This is a genomic window from Pseudoalteromonas sp. MMG010 (assembly GCF_018100905.1).
GTDB lineage: Bacteria > Pseudomonadota > Gammaproteobacteria > Enterobacterales > Alteromonadaceae > Pseudoalteromonas.
The window spans coordinates 222,528-241,692 of the sequence record NZ_JAGJEG010000002.1 but is presented as its reverse complement, the minus strand read 5'-3'; the positions used below and the strand labels follow the sequence as shown (position 1 = coordinate 241,692).

The 19,165-nt window shown below is 36.0% G+C and carries 18 protein-coding genes; 12 read left to right on the top strand and 6 right to left on the bottom strand.

All coding sequences use genetic code 11. The features are described from left to right. Positions 1 to 44: 44 nt before the first annotated feature. The 4 genes from J8L70_RS04065 (at position 45) to J8L70_RS04050 (ending at position 3,883) form a co-directional block, all read left to right on the top strand. Positions 45 to 917 carry a sugar ABC transporter permease gene (locus tag J8L70_RS04065; protein ID WP_211054202.1) on the top strand — a complete coding sequence of 291 codons (873 nt, stop codon included), beginning with the start codon at positions 45 to 47 and terminating at the stop codon, positions 915 to 917. A gap of 3 nt (positions 918 to 920) precedes the next feature. Further along, a complete protein-coding gene (locus tag J8L70_RS04060) occupies positions 921 to 1,751 on the top strand; it encodes a carbohydrate ABC transporter permease (protein ID WP_211054201.1) in 831 nt (276 codons plus the stop codon). A gap of 11 nt (positions 1,752 to 1,762) precedes the next feature. Then, entirely contained in the window at positions 1,763 to 2,764 is a 1,002-nt protein-coding gene (locus tag J8L70_RS04055; RefSeq protein WP_211054200.1) for an ABC transporter ATP-binding protein, read from the top strand. Between the two features lie 159 nt (positions 2,765 to 2,923). Continuing rightward, the gene (locus J8L70_RS04050; RefSeq protein ID WP_211054199.1) at positions 2,924 to 3,883 is read left to right on the top strand and encodes a sugar-binding transcriptional regulator; all 960 of its coding nucleotides are present in this window, start codon (positions 2,924 to 2,926) and stop codon (positions 3,881 to 3,883) included. 600 nt (positions 3,884 to 4,483) lie between these two features. Here the strand turns inward: J8L70_RS04050 and J8L70_RS04045 are convergent. Continuing rightward, on the bottom strand, positions 4,484 to 4,975 hold the full coding sequence (locus J8L70_RS04045; RefSeq protein ID WP_211054198.1) for a GNAT family N-acetyltransferase: 492 nt from the start codon (positions 4,973 to 4,975) through the stop codon (positions 4,484 to 4,486). A gap of 74 nt (positions 4,976 to 5,049) precedes the next feature. On the opposite strand from J8L70_RS04045, the gene J8L70_RS04040 reads away from it, so the two are divergent. The 3 genes from J8L70_RS04040 to gloA all read left to right on the top strand — a co-directional run bounded on the left by J8L70_RS04040 (position 5,050) and on the right by gloA (position 7,809). Continuing rightward, positions 5,050 to 5,247: a hypothetical protein gene (locus J8L70_RS04040; protein WP_211054197.1), complete on the top strand. Its 198-nt coding sequence runs from the start codon at positions 5,050 to 5,052 to the stop codon at positions 5,245 to 5,247. Positions 5,248 to 5,531: 284 nt separating this feature from the next. Further along, positions 5,532 to 7,052 (top strand): hemolysin, encoded by a 1,521-nt coding sequence (locus J8L70_RS04035; RefSeq protein ID WP_211054196.1) that lies wholly within the window; start codon positions 5,532 to 5,534, stop codon positions 7,050 to 7,052. A 229-nt stretch (positions 7,053 to 7,281) separates the two neighbouring features. Then, positions 7,282 to 7,809 carry a lactoylglutathione lyase gene (gene gloA / locus J8L70_RS04030; protein ID WP_211054195.1) on the top strand — a complete coding sequence of 176 codons (528 nt, stop codon included), beginning with the start codon at positions 7,282 to 7,284 and terminating at the stop codon, positions 7,807 to 7,809. 46 nt (positions 7,810 to 7,855) lie between these two features. Here the strand turns inward: gloA and J8L70_RS04025 are convergent, their stop codons facing one another. The 5 genes from J8L70_RS04025 to bioB form a co-directional block, all read right to left on the bottom strand. After that, entirely contained in the window at positions 7,856 to 9,334 is a 1,479-nt protein-coding gene (locus J8L70_RS04025) for an FAD-dependent oxidoreductase (RefSeq protein WP_247664677.1), read from the bottom strand. 102 nt (positions 9,335 to 9,436) lie between these two features. Continuing rightward, positions 9,437 to 10,123, bottom strand: a complete 687-nt coding sequence (gene bioD, locus J8L70_RS04020; RefSeq protein WP_211054193.1) for a dethiobiotin synthase — start codon at positions 10,121 to 10,123, stop codon at positions 9,437 to 9,439. A 4-nt stretch (positions 10,124 to 10,127) separates the two neighbouring features. Beyond that, positions 10,128 to 10,964, bottom strand: coding sequence for a methyltransferase domain-containing protein (locus tag J8L70_RS04015; protein ID WP_211054192.1), 837 nt, complete (start codon positions 10,962 to 10,964; stop codon positions 10,128 to 10,130). Continuing rightward, on the bottom strand, positions 10,961 to 12,109 hold the full coding sequence (locus J8L70_RS04010) for an 8-amino-7-oxononanoate synthase (RefSeq protein ID WP_211054191.1): 1,149 nt from the start codon (positions 12,107 to 12,109) through the stop codon (positions 10,961 to 10,963). The genes J8L70_RS04015 and J8L70_RS04010 overlap by 4 nt, the downstream gene beginning before the upstream one ends. Then, positions 12,106 to 13,149 carry a biotin synthase BioB gene (bioB, locus tag J8L70_RS04005; RefSeq protein WP_211054377.1) on the bottom strand — a complete coding sequence of 348 codons (1,044 nt, stop codon included), beginning with the start codon at positions 13,147 to 13,149 and terminating at the stop codon, positions 12,106 to 12,108. The genes J8L70_RS04010 and bioB overlap by 4 nt, the downstream gene beginning before the upstream one ends. A gap of 96 nt (positions 13,150 to 13,245) precedes the next feature. On the opposite strand from bioB, the gene bioA reads away from it, so the two are divergent. The 5 genes from bioA to J8L70_RS03980 all read left to right on the top strand — a co-directional run bounded on the left by bioA (position 13,246) and on the right by J8L70_RS03980 (position 19,143). After that, positions 13,246 to 14,547 carry an adenosylmethionine--8-amino-7-oxononanoate transaminase gene (gene bioA, locus J8L70_RS04000; protein WP_211054190.1) on the top strand — a complete coding sequence of 434 codons (1,302 nt, stop codon included), beginning with the start codon at positions 13,246 to 13,248 and terminating at the stop codon, positions 14,545 to 14,547. Between the two features lie 223 nt (positions 14,548 to 14,770). Further along, the gene (locus tag J8L70_RS03995; RefSeq protein WP_211054189.1) at positions 14,771 to 15,583 is read left to right on the top strand and encodes a hypothetical protein; all 813 of its coding nucleotides are present in this window, start codon (positions 14,771 to 14,773) and stop codon (positions 15,581 to 15,583) included. Next, a complete protein-coding gene (locus tag J8L70_RS03990; RefSeq protein ID WP_211054188.1) occupies positions 15,584 to 16,621 on the top strand; it encodes an extracellular solute-binding protein in 1,038 nt (345 codons plus the stop codon). Further along, a complete protein-coding gene (locus J8L70_RS03985; RefSeq protein WP_211054187.1) occupies positions 16,621 to 18,120 on the top strand; it encodes an iron ABC transporter permease in 1,500 nt (499 codons plus the stop codon). Before J8L70_RS03990 ends, J8L70_RS03985 begins: the two co-directional genes overlap by 1 nt. A 12-nt stretch (positions 18,121 to 18,132) precedes the next feature. Further along, complete coding sequence (locus J8L70_RS03980) at positions 18,133 to 19,143, top strand: ABC transporter ATP-binding protein (protein ID WP_211054186.1); 1,011 nt, start codon at positions 18,133 to 18,135, stop codon at positions 19,141 to 19,143. Positions 19,144 to 19,165: the final 22 nt, after the last annotated feature.

Below are 19,165 nucleotides of genomic sequence, written 5' to 3'. Positions count from 1 at the left end.
CACGTATTGCTTAATACCGAGTTGGCTCTTTTAAGGTTTTCATTATGGCAACAACTCAATCACGATCACTTGCAAAGATAATGTTACTGCCATCTATCATATTATTATTATGTTGGATGTTAGTTCCACTTTGTATGACTTTATATTATTCATTTATTGACTATAACTTGCTTATACCGGGGGGCAATGAATTTATAGGTTTTTTAAATTATGAATTTTTCTTAACCGATCCGGCATTTACAGAATCATTTTTTAACACATTACTTTTAGTTACAGGTGTACTATTCATTACAATAGCGGGTGGCATTGGTCTGGCTATTTTATTAGATCAAGCTATTTGGGGACGTAATTATGTTCGTATTATGGTACTTGCTCCATTTTTTGTAATGCCAACAGTATCTGCACTGGTGTGGAAAAATATGTTTATGAACCCTGTTAATGGCTTATTTGCACATTTAGCTATATGGCTTGGTTTTGAACCCATTGATTTTTTTGCTCAAATTCCTTTGTTATCAATTATTATTATTGTTTCTTGGCAATGGTTACCTTTTGCTGCGTTAATTTTATTAACCGCGATACAGTCGCTTGATAGAGAACAATTAGAAGCGGCCGATTTAGATGGGGCAGGACCTTTTAGTAAATTTATTTATATTGTTTTACCTCACTTATCACGGGCTGTTACGGCAGTAATTTTAATTGAAACAATATTTTTGCTGTCTATTTTCGCCGAAATATTAGTCACAACGGGCGGTGGCCCAGGATATGCCTCTACTAATATAACTTACTTGATTTATACCCAATCATTACTTCAATACGATGTAGGTGGTGGTTCAGCTGGCGGTATAGTCGCCGTAATAATTGCAAACATAGTGGCTATTTTCTTAATGCGACTTATTGGTAAGAACTTAGAGGGTTAAATTATGGCGATTAAAAGCACTGCTCAATCTAAATTGATTTACACAATTTTGGCTTGGACCATTAGTGGTATGATTTTTTTTCCAATCTTTTGGACATTTCTTACCAGTTTTAAAACAGAAGCCGAAGCAATAGCATCTAACCCGAGTTTATTTGCATTTGATTGGACATTACAAAACTATAGCGATGTTTTGTCTCGTTCACCTTACTTTATGCACTTTTGGAACTCAGTGGTTATTTCTATAGGGTCAAGTTTAATAGGCCTATTAATAGCAATCCCTGCGGCATGGTCAATGGCATTTGTACAAACTCAACGTACTAAAAATGTATTGATGTGGATGTTATCTACCAAAATGCTTCCTCCGGTAGGTGTATTAATCCCGATTTATTTGTTGTACAGAGACTTTGCCTTATTAGATACAAAACTAGGTTTAGTCATCATCATGACAATGATTAATTTACCAATCATGGTATGGATGCTTTATACCTACTTTAGAGAAATTCCAAACGAAATATTAGAAGCTTCCCGTATGGATGGTGCAACGATTGGTGAGGAAATTTTTCATGTTCTTTTACCTATAGCATTACCCGGTATTGCATCTACTTTATTATTAAATGTGATTTTATCGTGGAATGAAGCTTTTTGGACACTAATTTTAACGGCGGCAAATGCCGCACCGTTAACAGCATTTATTGCAAGTTACTCAAGCCCCGAAGGACTATTTTACGCCAAATTATCAGCCGCATCTGCGATGGCCATTGTGCCAATACTGATCCTTGGTTGGTTTAGTCAAAAACAGTTAGTACGTGGTTTAAGCTTTGGTGCAGTAAAATAGGAGATAAGATTATGGGTAGTATTACATTAAAAAAAGTAACAAAAAACTTCGATAAAGTTAACGTTATCAAACCCTTAGATTTAGAAATTAAAGATGGCGAGTTTATTGTTTTCGTAGGTCCATCGGGTTGTGGTAAATCAACTTTACTTAGAATGATTGCCGGTTTAGAAGATACCACAAGTGGCACCATTGAAATTGACGCTAAAGATGCAACAGATACACCTCCGGCTAAACGTGGTTTAGCTATGGTGTTTCAATCTTATGCACTTTACCCACACATGAGCGTAAAAAATAATATTGCGTTTCCATTAAAAAGAGCAAAAGTACCTGAGCAAGAAATCGAAAACAAAATTGCACAAGCAGCCAAAATTTTAAATTTAACTGAGTATTTAGATAGAAAACCTGGCCAATTATCAGGGGGTCAACGTCAGCGAGTTGCTATTGGTCGCGCTATTGTTCGCCAACCAAGTGCTTTTTTATTTGATGAACCTTTATCAAACCTCGATGCATCTTTACGTGTAAATATGCGTTTAGAAATATCTGAGCTGCATAAAAGCTTAAAAACAACAATGATTTATGTAACACATGATCAGGTTGAAGCAATGACAATGGCTGATAGAATTGCGGTATTTAATGGCGGTATTATTGAACAAGTCGGCACACCACTTGAGTTATATAAAAATCCAGTGAATAAATTTGTTGCGGGTTTTATTGGTTCACCAAAAATGAATTTTATTGCGGTTGACGAAAAAGATAATTTTAACGCAGATTCAATTGGTATTAGGCCAGAGCATTTTATCTTATCAAGGGAGCAGGGCACGTGGGCTGGTAAAGTCGGTGTTGTTGAACATTTAGGCTCTGAAACGTTTTTGCATATCGAGCTAAATGATGGCACAACAGTCACTGTAAAAGCCGATGGCGATTGTGAGTTTGATTACGACGATGAGGTTTTTTTAACGGCTAATGAAAGTAAAATACATCGATTTAATAAAGATGGTACCTCAATAATGTAAATTTTAATAAGGCCTCTAATTATAGAGGCCTTTTCTTTACAAAAGTTATTATTAAACAAGTATTTATTTTTGGTCAGTGGTATATTGCGAAATTATTTTCAGATCCACTTATCGTATCAATGGTGAATATACATTGATTTTAAAAATTAAGAGGTAATTGTGGTTAAATTATCAAATTCAGAAATTCGTAAGCTTGATGATGCTGCCAGAGCAGGGTGGCTGTATTATGTTGCAGGCAAAACACAAGATGAAATTGCCAGAAAATTAAATGTTTCACGCCAATCTGCTCAACGAATGGTTGCTTTATCGGTTAGCCAAGGATTAATAAAAGTACGTTTAGACCATCCAATTGGAAAATGTATGGATTTAGCAGAAAAAATTAAAACTCGTTTTAATTTACAGTCTTGTGAAGTCGTGCCTAGTGATCCTGAAAATAGCGACTCGACCATTGGTCTTGCACAAGCTGGTGCCGCTGAAATTGAACGTCAATTAAAAGCTTTAGATCCTAAAGTTGTTGCTTTAGGTACCGGCCGGGTATTGCGTTCGTGTGTTGATGAATTAAAAAACATGGATTGTGAACAACATAAAATTGTCGCCATGCTTGGTAATATGACTTTAGATGGTTCAGCATCACCTTACGATGTTGTCGTTCGTATGGCTGAACATATAAAAGCAAAACATTATCCTATGCCTTTGCCCGTTTTACCAAGGACCAAAGAAGAACGTATCCAACTGCAATCACAACATAGTGTAGCCAATAATTTAGAGTTAGCTAAAAATGCCGATGCCACATTTGTGGGTGTTGGTAATTTAGGATTTAATTCACCGATTCATTTAGATGGGTTTTTAAATCAAACCGAATTAGATGACTTACAAAAACAAGGTGCTGTTGGCGAGTTAATTAGCTGGGTTTACGATAAAAATGGTCAGTTATTAGATTGTGCAATTAATGAAAGAGTTGCAAGTACACCTTTAAGCATTAACCCTGAAAAACCTGTTTTTGCCATTGCGGCCGGAGAAGATAAAGTATTTTCTATATTGGGCGCACTCAGGTCTAAAATGATTAATGGCCTAATAACCAACGAATATACAGCCGAAAGAATATTAAGTTTAGATTAATTACTATTAAAAGGTTTATGTTGTTTTTTCATTGATGACAGCACACCCATTAATGTCCGATACTATTCAGTATTGGACATTAATAACGAAGATACGCATAAGGTAAGTGAGTAGATATAGCTGTTTATCTAAGTATATAGTAACTACCTATAATTTATATTATGTTAAATTGCATGTTTTATACAATATACCAAACACAAACTACTACTCCCACAGCTAAACTTCATAAGTATAAAGCGTATAGATTATCGAAGTTTCTCGCCTAGTAAGCAAAATGAAAACCATAAAATTCAATTCTAGCGATACCCGCTTATTTAAGGACTATAAATTAAGGACTATAAAATGGTTTTAATAAACGCTATTTATTTTTAATGACTAAACTGTTGCCAGCCAAAAATTATATTAGCTGTATCTTCAAAAGCTTAGAACTAAAACCTAGAACTAAAACCTAGAACGCGTAATGAATATAAACATAAAGCTTACACGTTTATTTATCGCTTATTAGCCCTTTGCCTATAAAGCTATGAGTAACACCGCGTTTTAGTCCAGTAATTAAAGTTAACTTAAAACATAATTTTAATGGTAATAATCCTCTATGTATTACCGATTAAATAATTGATAAATATTATATGTATTATCACTTTTTTGAATTTTAAAACCATGCTTTAGCAATAACTGTTCTGATTGGTTGTTAAATTTAGATACCTTCGCATATATGGTTTTTAAATTTAAATAGTGAATTGCTGCAGGTATAAATTCTTTTAGTGTTTCGCTCATATACCCTTGATGCCAAAAATGAGGAGTTAATTCAAAACCTATATAGGCACTATTAGCTTGAATTTTATAAAGGCCACACGTGCCAATTAACTCACCATTCGTATTATGTTCAATTGCTGCTCGAATGGTTTTTCCTTCGTAATTCCCTTCAATATCGCCTTGAATTAACAGTTTTATATCTGTTTTTGAAAGCGGTATTTTATAATCATTATATTGGGCTACTTTAAATTCATTTAAAATATTATATAATCCAGGCCCATGTTTATGAGAAATTAAGTTTAATGTAATTCGATGTGATTTAATTGGCAAAAACATAAATTTTAATTTACTAAGCAATGTATAATAAATATTATAAATTAATATTTATATATAAGCTAAAACGGTGTTTTATGAGTGATGAATTTAAAGTTATACAACCTACTACTACCGTGTATTGTAAAGACCGAGGCGAAGGCTGGACTTTAACGGGTATAACTAATATTAATGAATACACTTCAGTTATGTTTAATGGCGTAAGACACACATTACCTGCGAAAGAAATAATTAACACATTATTACCCGCGCAATTAGAAAGAGAAAATAATTAACATATTACAGTCCTTTTTAACTAGAAAACCCCCTCATCTGCATTTATATTTACCATGATTTATAACTAGATGAATTTAATTTTATCGGTCGATTGTTTACTTGTTACATACTTTTGTTTAATTTTGTTGCTATTTTTAACACATGTTAGATAATTACGATATAAGGTTGAAGTATATAATGGATGCGTTTGCTTTTATGGACTAAAGCAATATGAAATTAACATAATATTAATTTTATAATTTACTTCAGTTAATTTTAAATATAATTTTCGGAGTAAATTATTATGCTTAAATCAGCATTTAAATTAGCAATCACTGCAACAGCAGTTTTAACAAGCTTAAATATTCAAACAGCTTATGCAAACGAATGTACAGGTCAAATATATGGAATTAATTCTGGCCGCGGTGAAACCGGTATTGTATTTCAATTAAATGAAGGTGAAGCGCAAACGTTAGCTCACTCTAAAGCTGAGTTTAGTTCTGCTGCAATGGCATTTGATTCACATAATAATCGCTTATATTACATTGCTGCACCAAGACCATATGAATATCAGGTAGATACAAGTCACCTTGATTTAAATAGTACAGAAAAAGAGTCACTTCCTATAAGTGGTAGTAAATTTAAATATACCCGTTTAGCTTATGTAGATTTAGCAACAAACGAGCATACCATCGTCGGTTATACCAAATCAGTTTATCGTTTAGTGTATGATTCTGAAAATAAAAGGTTGTTAGGGTCTTACACAGATAAAGTATATGCGATTGACCCAGAAACTGCCGAATATGACCTATTAGGTGAGTTATCAGGCGTAAGCTCTGATGGCATTTGGCGTGGCGACATGGTGTATAAAGACGGCCAACTTATTTTAGTAACAAGTTCAGATATTTATAGTGTTAACCTTGATACTTTACAAGCTACTAAATTGTCTGAACATAACTTAACTACGGTCACTGGTGCTTCGTTAAATCAAAGCGGTGATATTATTTTAAGTCGAACTTTAATTACTGACTTTGGCTATTCTAATAAATCACAATTATATAAAGTAAATGAAACAACGGGTAAAACATGTCACGTTGCTGATGTACCTGTACGCATTGATGATTTAGCTACCGATACAAATGCAGGTGTATCATGCTATGCAACGCCTATATGTGATGTAATTGACGAGCCTACTATTTCTTTAAATGCACAAGTAGATAACGTAGTTGAAGGTGAAACTCTGTCATACACTTTAACGTTAAGCCATGCTTATGATGCAGATAGTGAAATTTTAGTTTCAACAATCTCAGGGACAGCCGATAGTAGTGATTATGATTATGAAGAGCAAACTGTCACTATTCTAGCGGGCGAAACGTCGGTTGAAATTGCAATTCCAACTTATAATAATGAAGAATACAGCGATTCAAAAACGTTTACAGTGACCGCTTCGGGTAAATTAAATGCAACGGGTGATGCAACTGCACCAGCGACCATTGAAAATGATGATGCCCAGTGTACAGATACCAAGTTTTATAAGTTTGATTACTCATTTATCAGAGAAAACTCAAACTTTAACAATGATTGGGGTTTATCAATCAATGGTACATTTGTAAAACTATTAGATGAATATGGTGCTTCAGGTAGTTATGAAACAGAAGTTTCAAACAGCATTAGATATGCTCTTGCTGTGAATGGCGATACCAATAATTTAAAAACCAACTATAAAGTATCTGGTTCTACTCAGTACTGGGAAGATCAAAATGATACCGATTTTAATGACTTTGTTGTAAATGTATCACTAAGTCAGTTTACTGAATGTAAATAATCAATTTATATTTTGATTCAATAAAACCATATAGCCAGTTAATGTGATTAGCTGGCTAATTTTTTTAAAGTACTAAAACTTATCTATTTCCCCCCTGCCGTCTTGAAAATTATTTTTGATAATGCCCTAATTAGTAATAGAAAAAGTTATACTTATTCATGGTTTAATTAATGGTTTATCACCTAATCAATTTTTTATATACGTACCACATCAAGTAATAGGGATCTGTATGTCTAGTTTTAAAGAGTCTGAAACACAAATCGAACAAGCAACGCAAGGGTATGTTATGCAGCAAACAATGTTGCGTATAAAAGACCCTGAACCATCTTTAGCGTTTTATCAAAATGTATTAGGAATGAAATTACTTGGTAAATATGACTTTCCTAGCATGAAGTTCACACTTTATTTTCTAGGCTATGAGCAAGAAATTCCAAATGATGACGATAAAACCAATACACAATGGGTGTTTGGGCGCCCTGCTTTAATTGAATTAACACATAATTGGGGAAGCGAAAACGACCCAAGCTTTAAAGGCTATCATGACGGGAATTCTGATCCTCGTGGATTTGGTCATATTGGTATCAGTGTTCCTGATGTTTATGCCGCCTGTGAGCGTTTTACTAAGTATGATGTTGAATTTGTAAAAAAACCTGATGATGGTTCAATGAAGGGGCTTGCATTTATTAAAGATCCTGATGGATATTGGATAGAAATTTTATCGCCTGAGGGGATCACCGATATAATCTTATCTCAATAAATAGCTATAACGTTAATTAAGCCAGAGTCATTCTGGCTTAATGTTATTAGCTTTTCGATAATGTTAACTCATTTAAATTACAATTAACTAAGCCCATATTGACGGGAAATCCTCTATCTAGTGCCAATTGTTGTGCTTTTTTATCTATGGTTGATTGTTTTACCTGCTTTAAATATTTCCAATTATGATGAAATCTATTTTCTTCATCCGAAGCGTCTATTGCTATAAACAAATTGGTTTGCAGCGAATACACAATTTCGTCTGCAGCATTTAATGTTGATGATGCTTTTACGTTTTCGGCGCGAGCATAATTTATTTCAGGGTATATTTGTACATTCGTTACACGTAACGTTTCGTCATTACCGGGGATTTGCTGACCGCCATATAAAGCATTATTCACTGTTTTTGCATTATTAAAGCGAGGCATAAATTCACTCACATGATTAATTGCTTGTTGGCTTCGAGAAATTAAACTTTCAGACTCCCAACCATTTTCAATATAATTTATATATTTTTTCGGTAATTTGGGCTGTGATGTATGTTTATTCGAATCAACTAAACCATCATTAAATAAAGTTATCGATTCTGTCATTCCATGTATTTGAAAATAACCATTTGGGTAAGGTGTTAATTGTGCCATACCCTGCGGTGTTCCCCTTTCACCATATATCACAATTTCGGGAAGTAACCCTTCATTTGATTGCCAGCTAGTAATGTAAGATGATTTAAACTCAACCATACGATTCACTTCAACACCGACCATGTCATCAATTTCGCCAGTTCTAAAACCACAGGCATTAATTAAGTAGTCAACCTCGATTGTTTCTGTATTTTGCTTTGTATCTTGTTGATACTCTATTAGCCACTTGTTTTGTTGTAAGTTATTATTAAGTACTTGTTTTACATTGGTATTAATAAATACATGTGCGTTTTTATATTGTTCTAAAGCAAAATGTGCTGACGCAGATAAACGAAATATATTCCAACCATATTCTTTAACCGCAATTACAGGGAATTGTAATTTATTTAAATCCATGTATTTGGCAGCTGGGATCAACCACTCATCTAATGTAGATGGGTGTGCTGCGGGTTGTTTTTTTGATAATTCAAGCAGCTGTTTTTTATCGTAAAGCTTATAATATTCACTGGGCTCACCTAACACTTTATTGTTGTGATCCTTATCAATGAGCTCACGATATGCATTCGTTAATTTGTTAAGTCGGGGAATTAAATCCAGTGGCGAATTATTATCTCTTATAGGCACTGCAAATACGGTAGGACGCGCATCAATACTAAATGGATATAACCTTAGTATATCAATGCTTTGTTGTAATAAATTGATACAGTCTTGATCGGGTATTTCGCGATATAAATTACCACCGGCATGCAAATGACACATAGGTGGCCCATTTATTAAGGATGCATTTTTTTCAAAAATAAATGTCTCTAAGCCTAATGCAGCAAGGCGAATTGCAATTGTTGACCCTGCGGTGCCGCCACCTAAGATCCCCACCCTTTTCTTCATAGTATTACCCATATTTAGATAAGCTAAATAAATTTTTAATCATTATAAATAAAAACACCAACCTATTGTTAAACTTACGCAAATAATCAGTAATAATTTTATCTAACTATGCGCTATTGCTAAATTTTCTAACAACGTTTTATAAATTTTTAATTTAGGTGTTGTTTCACTATACGGACTAATAGCTAAAATAGGAAACGGAAGTACCTGCTTGAGTGTGTCTAGGTTATCTTGATAATTAAGCATATTGGGGTCGATTTCGTTAGCAATCCAACCGATGCAATTCACCCCTTGGGCTTTAATGTGCTCTGCTGTTAAAATTGCATGATTTAAACAGCCTAGTTTCATACCAACCACTAAAATAACGTCTAAGTTTTCTGACTTAACCCAGTTGTATAAATAGTCAGTACTACTTATGGGTAAAGCCCAGCCTCCAGCACCTTCGGTAAGAATATAATCAGGCTTTTGTTTATGAACATTTTTATATGCATCGGCAAGCTTTGCTTGAGTAATTGATTGTCCCGATTGTTTTGCGGCAATATGTGGTGCAATGGCTGGAGCAAATGCAAAAGGATTAACGATATCGTATTTTGCACTCACCGATGCACTTTCCATCAACATCAATGCATCTGCATTGACTAATTGATCAAATGCAATTTCACATCCCGCGGCAATGGGTTTATACCCAATGGCACGCTTATTATGTTGCGCTAACAGTTTTAATAATAAACTGGTGACGTGTGTTTTACCTGCATCGGTATCTGTGGCGGTTATAAAAATTTCTTTCACGGGTTTACCTTTCTTTTTTTAGCGATAATAGTACCACATGATAAGACACACACGCTTGATTGTTAGATATAGGATAGGCATCACACACTTTTTTTAACGCTGATTTAGTTAATAAACCTTTTCGACAGTGTTGATGATTGACGTTAGAAGCACCAATTGCTTTTATTGAGTTAAGTGCTTGAAATGGCGTATCGTATTTATCAATGTAGATCTTTTTGTTACATCGGGTAATATTAAAACCTGCATTAAGTACATCTTTTATAACCGAATCGTCATCATTAAAACTATTTATATGATGATCGTTATCAATAACACGAAATGCCTGCTGAATTTCTGTTAATGAACCTGATACTAAAACACTTACATAAACATGGCCATCGGGTTTTAATATTGTATATAAATTTTCTACCAACTGCCTAAAGTTGCTAGACCATTGCACTGCAAAGTTACTAAAAATAGTATCAAAACTCTCTGGTAAAAATGGCAGCTTATCCATGTCAGCGCATATTTTATGACTACAAATTTTATGGTTATTAATAGCATCCCGGTTTAACATTGCTAAGCTTAAATCCATCGCTATAACGTTTTTAAATCTAGCCTGTAATTGCTCTGTATTTACTAGCGGACCTGCGCCTAAATCTAAACAAACAGTATCATTAATGCCATTATCATGTGAAATAATATTGAATAGATCGCTGGCAGCCTGTTTTTGAACGCAAGCAGAGTTTTCATAATGATTTGCTGCATTTGAAAACTTTATTCCTGTGGCAATGGTACTGCTTATGTTCACATTTTGTTTTAAGGTTTTTAAGTGGTTTACTTTTAAAATGGCGGTTTTCATTTTATTGCACTACTTAAATGCTTTATTAGCAACGCAATATCATCTTTGCTGTGCTCACAAGTAAGCGTTACTCTTAACCTTGATGTATTATGCGCAACGGTTGGCGGGCGTATCGCACTAACCCAAATGCCCTTATTTTTTAAGCTGTTTGCTGCATCAAGCGTTTGTTGCGGACACCCCAGTATAATAGGTTGGATTGCAGTATTCGATGGCATCATTGCGATGTTGTTTTTGTGTGCTAAATTTTTAAAATAATTAATATTACAATGAAGCTTTTCGCGCTTTTCAGTGGCTAGAATCACCTGTTTAATTCGTGCAAGTGTTAAATTCGCTAACAATGGCGACATCGCTGTAGAGTAAATATAATCACGATTATATTGCACCATATAATCAATAAAATCACGATTACCTAGTATACACGCCCCGCTACTTGCAATTGCTTTACCAAAGGTGATCACTAATATATCGGGTAATTCTTGTTGGCTTAGTCCATCACAACTACCTAATCCATGCTCACCAATGACACCAAATCCGTGAGCATCGTCTATTAGTAACCAGGCATTATGTTTTTTAGCCAGTGCGCATAATTCTTTTAATGGTGCTTTATCACCATCCATAGAAAAAACACCTTCACTGACAATTAGTTTATTGTCAGCTTTAGATTTTTCTAATCGGGAGCGTAAGTGATTTAAATCATTATGCTTAAATCTTACTAATGCACTATGAGCATGCACAGCACCATCAACCAAACTTGCATGGCTGAGTTTATCTAAAAATACAGCGCTGTTGTTAGACACGGTTTTATCATTAAATAATGCCTTTATAATACTGCTATTGGCACTAAACCCGCTATTGAATAACATCGCAGCTTCATAACCAAGTGTTGTCGATAAATAATCTTCAAGTGCCACATGTTGTGCGTGATAGCCTGTTACTAATGACGAACTATGACTACCTAAAGCCTGCTCATCCACATTTAAACTATGGTGACTAAAGCCTAAGTAATCATTACTTGAAAAATTAATATATTCTTTATCTTCGACAACAATACGACGTGCATCCGCATCAGTAATAATATTTCTTTTACGCAATAAAGCGTCTTGCTTACGCTTTAGCAAATGCTGATTTATGTATTGAAAACTCATGAAGCTGGGTAAAACAGTTGCGAACTTGCTTTATCAGCAACTTGAGACGAAATAGATGCTGCTACCGCTTCATCTGAATACTCTTTTCGCGTTTCAGGGTTCATCCCTAATTTTTTTATTAGGTTCATATCAGAATCAGCTTCAGGGTTATCTGTCGTTAATAGTTTATCGCCATAAAAAATGGAGTTTGCGCCGGCAAAAAAACACAGTGATTGCATTTGTTCGTTCATATCATTTCGCCCTGCAGATAGGCGTACATAACTTTTAGGCATCATAATACGCGCACACGCAATGGTTCTGATAAAATCAAAGTTATCTAAATCGTCTACATTTTCAAGGGGGGTCCCTTTTACTTTTACCAACATATTTATAGGTACACTTTCGGGCTGCTGTGGCAAATTAGCTAATTGCATTAACAAACCGTAACGATCTTTAGCTTGCTCCCCCATGCCTACAATACCGCCGGAACAAACTTTCATCCCCGCATCTCGTACATGGCTAATGGTGTTTAATCTATCTTCGAAGGTACGGGTTGAAATTATTTGCTCGTAATACTCTGCAGATGTATCCAGATTATGATTATAATAATCTAAACCGGCACTACTTAGTTCGTGGGCTTTTTCGTTACTGAGTTTTCCAAGCGTCATACAGGTTTCTAAGCCTAGCTCTTTTACTTGTTTAACCATTTGTGAAATGTAAGGCATATCCCTATCTTTTGGATCCGACCATGCAGCTCCCATACAAAACCGAGTCGCCCCTTTTTGTTTCGCAAGTCGTGCTTTCTCTACAACTTTTTCTACTTCAATTAAACGTTCACGCTCTAAATCAGTTTTATAATGTGCTGATTGTGGACAGTATTTACAGTCTTCGGGACACGCTCCAGTTTTAATAGAGAGTAAAGTTGAGATTTGTACTTCATTAGGATTGAAATTAGCACGATGCAGCGATGCAGCTTTAAATAATAAATCATTAAATGGCATTTCAAATAAAGCTTTTACCTCTGCATGAGTCCAATTGTGTCGTACATCAGTACATTGCATAATATTCTCTTTGATTTTATTGTCATCAGTAATATTGGCTAAGTCTAAAACTTCAAGTACCATTGTCAACCAAGAGAATAACTAACTAGGTTACATGTGAGCAATAAACGCACTATCGATTTAAATTTTGATCGTGAACACATTTGGCATCCCTATACATCAATGACTCAGCCAATACCTGTCTACCCTGTGACCTATGCTCAAGATAATGTTATTTATCTCGAATCAGGTGAAGCGCTCATAGATGGTATGGCATCATGGTGGAGCGCCATTCATGGATATAATCACCCTGTAATTAATCAAGCTATGATTGCGCAAATTAATTGCATGAGTCACATAATGTTTGGCGGTATGACCCATAAAAGTGCTGTTGAACTATGTAAAAAGTTAGTCGCAATAACACCTCAAAGCTTAAATAAAGTGTTTTTAGCCGACAGTGGCTCTATTAGTGTTGAAGTTGCGATAAAAATGGCAATGCAATATTGGTTAAGCAAAGGCGTTAAAACAAAACAAAAATTAATGACACCGTTTAAGGGCTATCATGGTGATACGTTCGCAGCGATGAGCGTTTGTGATCCCATTAACTCTATGCACAGTTTATATAAAGGCTTTTTACCTGAGCATGTATTTGTCCCTGCGCCGGTCAGTAAATTTTCAGGTACTTTTGCGAAACACGAAGCACAAGAGCTCGAACGTTACTTTATTAATCATCACCATCAAGTAGCGGCTTTTATCATTGAACCCATTGTACAAAATGCTGGGGGCATGAATTTTTACCATCCCGAGTATTTATCGACGGTGCGTAAGCTATGTACTCAATACAATGTACTTTTAATTTGTGATGAAATAGCAACAGGCTTTGGCCGTACAGGAAAACTGTTTGCTATTGAACATGCCAATATTGAACCTGATATATTATGTATAGGTAAAGCATTAACCGGTGGTAATTTAACATTAGCGGCCACCTTAACTAATGAAAAAATTGCAACGGGTATAAGTGAAGGTGAAGCCGGTGTTTTAATGCATGGCCCTACTTTTATGGGAAACCCATTGGCATGTGCCGCAGCATGTGCAAGCATCGATATATTAATGGCGCAAAATTGGCCACAACAAATAAAACGAATTAATACACAACTACAACAATTAAATGAATGCAAAAAATTAAATTCAGTCGCTGATGTGAGAATTTTAGGCGCAATTGGGGTTGTTGAATTAACCAAAGATGTGGGTGATATTAATGTAGCTAAAATACAAGCTTATTTTGTTGAACAAGGTGTATGGATTCGCCCATTTGGACAGTTAATATATTTAATGCCACCTTATATAAGCGACAACGAAAGTATAAATACCTTATGCACCAGTATTTATAATGCAATAAATGAGCATCATTTTAATTAAGCTTCTTCAGCGTCGTGTAATAAAAAGTAAACAATGTAAGTTAAATATTAGTCACAATACATATCTAAAACAGGCTGTTAACAACACACTTTTTTTTTACATTAACGTAGTGTAATAATTAAGTTTTTATTTAATTTAGCATACGGCTACTTATTGATCTGGTGGTTTAATGCGGATATGATAATGTCTATCATTTACAATTACCTTATTGGACCCACTTGTTATGAAATCATTATTTAATCCAGCTAAAACACTAGGTGTAAGCCTTTTTATTGCCTCTGCTTTTATGGCTCAACCAGTCCTTGCTAATGGCCCTATCGGTGAGCATGTAAACCATCTTCAAGAAAACCTAACAACATATGCAGAAGATGTTGAGTGGATGGTAAATAAAGTTGATACCATGGTAAACGATTACGATAAAAAAGGCGCAAAGTCAGTTAAGTCTGATGATTTGATAGAATACTGGGAATCTGTAAAATTCCATAGTGCTATAGAAACCAATTACGTGCCTGTCTACGCTTCAATTTGGCAAGGTATTTATGGCGTAAAAATGGCTATCGACAATGGGAAACCTGCACAAGAAGTACGCAAGCAACAACATGCAATGAACATTGCCTTGTGGCAAGGCCTTGGTGCTGTTAAGCTTGCTGCAAAATTCCAGCAAAATGGCTTACTTAAAACAGTAAAAGCCACTGCAACAAAAGAAATGACGCAAAGCGCAACCATCGACGAAATTAAACATAAGTTAGACCGTGTTGTTGCTAAATATGCTGAGCGTTTACAAGATGAAGCAACTGAAATTGTTCATGATACGTACTTACACCTTTTTGAAGGTGTAGAAGGTACATTAATTGAGCAAGATGCCAAGCTTGTTGAAGTGCTGGAAAAAGATTTTAATGTTACATTACCACAAGCAATAAAAAATGATAAAGGCGTAGATTCTGTACGTAACGTGGTAGTAGATATGCAAACTAAACTAGATCGCGCTAAAAAGTTAATTCAAAAAGCTGAAAAGTCGCGTAAGGATGTTTTTTAAGTGAAGCGTAGAACCTTTATTCAAGGTTTAGCTGCATTAGGGGTAGTTGGCTCTTTGCCACTACCTCTTAGTGCCATAGCCAGTGAAATTGCAAACCCGGTATCAGTCGATAACTTACCAAAATTAAAAGGTGATTTAACCCTTTATTTAGGTCGTGGTGAAGGTGGCTTATACGAAAATGTATTACAAGCAATTGAAAAACGTAATCCTGATTTAAATCTTGCGATTCGTCGAGGCCCAACGGCTGCACTTGCTAATACCATTGTTGCAGAAGCTAAAGCGGGAGTGAAACGTGCTGATTTATTTTGGGCGGTTGATTCAGGTGCTATTGGTTTAGTAACTGACGCTGGGTTGGCGCAACCTATACCAACCGATTTATCGTCTCAATTACAACCTCAATTTAGATACCCTGCTTGGGCGCCTATCACAGGTCGTATCAGAACATTACCTTATAACACCTCTCGTTTAACCAAAGATCAAATACCGACCAGTATAATGGAAATTGCAGATAGTGATTTATCGATTGGTTGGGCACCTGCGTATGCCTCTTTTCAGTCTTTTGTGACTGCAATGCGCATTTTAGAAGGTGATGATAAAACAGCCAAATGGCTTAAAAAGATCAAAAAACGAGCTAAAACGTATGCCGGTGAACTCGGTGTGGTTATGGCGGTAGAGCGCGGTGAAGTTGATATTGGTTTTGCTAATCATTATTACACATTACGTTTAAAATCAGGTAAACCTGATGCAAATCTTGACTTAGCATTTACCCAACAAGATGCAGGCTGTTTAGTTAACGCTTCTGGTATTTTATCGTTATCTAACGATCCTCTTGCGAGTAACTTTATGCGCTACTTACTTACTAAAGAAGTGCAAGAATACTTAGCAACACAAGCCTATGAAATTCCGCTTGTCAATGGTATTTCTCAACCTACAGGCTTACCGCCGCTTGCCAGTATTTCACCGCCGAAAGTTGATTTAACCCAATTGGCCGATTTACGCCCAACTATAGATTTAATGCGAAATAACGGCGTTTTATAATGCGAATCCCTTTTTCTTACCCAATGGCGCTGCTAGCAGCGCTCATTACACTTACTCCTGTTTTTATACTAATTACACTTGCCAGTGATGCGACTTCTGTTTTTGATAGTCATAATTTAAAAATATTAGGCAATACACTTTCTTTAATGGGTTTAACTGTAGTGGGGTCTATTTTAGTCGGTGTTCCTTTAGCGTTTATTAGCGCTTATGTTCAACTGCCTTTTAAAAGACTATGGCTTGTTATATTTGCCGCCCCTTTGGCTATTCCAAGCTATATTGGTGCATTTACTTTATATGCAGCATTTGGCCCAGGCGGCGAAATTAATAATTTATTAGGTTTTTCAACGCCCGCGATGTATGGCTTACCTGGTGCAGCCATTGTAATGACTTTATATACCTTTCCATTTGTAATGATGACCACCCGCTCTTCGTTATTGAGCTTAGATGCCAGTATGGTTAATGCAGCCCGAACACTGGGTATGAGCATGAGACAATGTGTATTTAAAGTTATTTTACCTCGTGTAATCAATGGGATTGCAGCAGGATCACTTCTTGTTGCTTTGTATACGTTGTCGGATTTTGGGACTCCAGCCATGATGCGACTTGATACATTTACCCGTGTTATTTATGTTGAATACAATGCGTTTGCATTAGGGCGAGCAGCCATGCTTTCGTTACAACTTATGGTTATTGTTGGTTTTTTATTATTAATAGAGTCTCAAATTAAAACGGCCACTGAGCGCCATGGTCGCCCACTGAATTTGTTTGCAAATAAATGGCAATTAACCGCCATATTTAGTGTGTTTGCACCAGTATTATTTTTGGCCATAGGTTTACCTTTAGCGATATTTTTTGTTTGGCTATATCGCGATGGCTTTAGTGCTTTTGATTTCACCATAGCGTGGAATTCGGCTTATGCCTCTGCTATTGCAGCTATTGTTGCTGTTATTGTGGCCATTCCGGTTGCGAATGCAGCCTTATCAGGTAAAACAGGTAAGGTATTTGAACGTGTTACTTATTTTGGTTTTGGTATACCTGGCATTGTAATGGGAACTGCATTGGTTTACGGCGGGCTTCAGTTGCCCTTTTTATATCAAACCCTAGGCCTGTTAATCATTGCATATATGTTACGTTTTTTACCGCTTGCAGTGGGCTCTATTAGAACAAGTACTGAGCATTTAGACCCCAGTTTAGTTAAATCAGCACGTGTATTAGGCGCCAGCCCTCGTGAAGCGTTTACACGCATTACATTACCCCTTACAATGCGCGGAATTATTGCCGGTGCAGCATTAGTTTTTTTAGAGTCTATGCGAGAGTTAGAAGCCACCTTATTGCTAGGACCGACAGGATTTGAAACATTATCGACCTATTTATGGCGTGTTTACGAGGCTGGATATTTTGGCCGTGCAGCTATTCCTGGGCTTCTTTTAGTATTGATATCAGCGTGTGGCCTAGCCATTATGATGTCTGGCGAAAAACGTAACCAAATCGACCATTAAGGATTTATTCTCATGTTATCTGTAAGTCAGTTGTCTATAGATTACGGCAAAACTCGCGTTGTAAATGATTTAAATATCTCACTTGAAAAAAGTGAAATCCTTATGCTTGTAGGTCCAACTGGTTGTGGAAAAAGTACAATTTTACAAGCACTGGCTGGTTTAATCCCAATAAGTGAAGGCGAAATAAAGCTAGGGAAATGGTCTGCAACACCTAAACAGCTTGTACCACCAGAAAAACGTAGTGTTGGCATGGTTTTTCAAGACTTCGCTTTATTTCCACATTTAACCGTTGTGCAAAATATCTGCTTTAGATTAAAAGAATCAAGTATTGCAGATCATTGGATTAAACTATTAGGTTTAGAAGAGTTTAGAGATAAAAAGCCAGCCACGTTATCTGGTGGACAAAAACAGCGCGTTGCATTGGCCCGAACTTTAGCGCACCAGCCAGACTTTGTATTACTCGATGAACCTTTATCAAACCTAGATGCCGCTTTAAAAGATATGTTACGTTGGGATATACGTAATGCCTTAAAACAAGCCGGAGTACCCGCTATCTGGGTGACTCATGATCAAGAAGAAGCACTGTCTATTGGCGATCGAGTGGGTATTTTAAAATCAGGTCAAATACAACAAATTGATACTCCCGAACGATGCTTTAGTGTACCAAGTAATCGTTTTGTTGCTCGATTTTTAGGTGAAGCCAGTTTTATAGAGGGTAAACTTAAAGAAGGAATAGCAACCACCCGTATTGGTAATGCACCGGCACATGGGATTGACTGCGATGAATCAATCGTCGATGTTTTACTTAGACCTGACGATATACAGCTAATACAAAATACACAAACAGCAAACGGGCGTGTGATTTGGGTTCGATTTGAAGGAGGTAGCCGATTATGCGCTGTCCAACTTCAATGTAACACAGTGGTGACCAGCCGAGTGAGCCATGAAGTCGTTGTTAATATAGGTGATGAGGTATTTGTAAGTATTAATACAACACACCCATTGGCTGTATATAGTAAATAATGGATTTTGAGTAGGAGGGATA

What these genes read in the sequence shown, in the direction of transcription:
- J8L70_RS04055 (WP_211054200.1), top strand. Translation starts at nt 1,763, where the DNA reads ATGGGTAGTATTACATTAAAAAAAGTAACAAAAAACTTCGATAAAGTT.
- J8L70_RS04025 (WP_247664677.1), bottom strand. Translation starts at nt 9,334, where the DNA reads ATGAAGAAAAGGGTGGGGATCTTAGGTGGCGGCACCGCAGGGTCAACA.
- J8L70_RS04065 (WP_211054202.1), top strand. Translation starts at nt 45, where the DNA reads ATGGCAACAACTCAATCACGATCACTTGCAAAGATAATGTTACTGCCA.
- J8L70_RS03985 (WP_211054187.1), top strand. Translation starts at nt 16,621, where the DNA reads ATGCGAATCCCTTTTTCTTACCCAATGGCGCTGCTAGCAGCGCTCATT.
- J8L70_RS04040 (WP_211054197.1), top strand. Translation starts at nt 5,050, where the DNA reads ATGAGTGATGAATTTAAAGTTATACAACCTACTACTACCGTGTATTGT.
- J8L70_RS04035 (WP_211054196.1), top strand. Translation starts at nt 5,532, where the DNA reads ATGCTTAAATCAGCATTTAAATTAGCAATCACTGCAACAGCAGTTTTA.
- J8L70_RS03995 (WP_211054189.1), top strand. Translation starts at nt 14,771, where the DNA reads ATGAAATCATTATTTAATCCAGCTAAAACACTAGGTGTAAGCCTTTTT.
- J8L70_RS03980 (WP_211054186.1), top strand. Translation starts at nt 18,133, where the DNA reads ATGTTATCTGTAAGTCAGTTGTCTATAGATTACGGCAAAACTCGCGTT.
- J8L70_RS04015 (WP_211054192.1), bottom strand. Translation starts at nt 10,964, where the DNA reads ATGAAAACCGCCATTTTAAAAGTAAACCACTTAAAAACCTTAAAACAA.
- J8L70_RS04010 (WP_211054191.1), bottom strand. Translation starts at nt 12,109, where the DNA reads ATGAGTTTTCAATACATAAATCAGCATTTGCTAAAGCGTAAGCAAGAC.
- gloA (WP_211054195.1), top strand. Translation starts at nt 7,282, where the DNA reads ATGTCTAGTTTTAAAGAGTCTGAAACACAAATCGAACAAGCAACGCAA.
- J8L70_RS04060 (WP_211054201.1), top strand. Translation starts at nt 921, where the DNA reads ATGGCGATTAAAAGCACTGCTCAATCTAAATTGATTTACACAATTTTG.
- J8L70_RS04045 (WP_211054198.1), bottom strand. Translation starts at nt 4,975, where the DNA reads ATGTTTTTGCCAATTAAATCACATCGAATTACATTAAACTTAATTTCT.
- bioB (WP_211054377.1), bottom strand. Translation starts at nt 13,149, where the DNA reads ATGCAATGTACTGATGTACGACACAATTGGACTCATGCAGAGGTAAAA.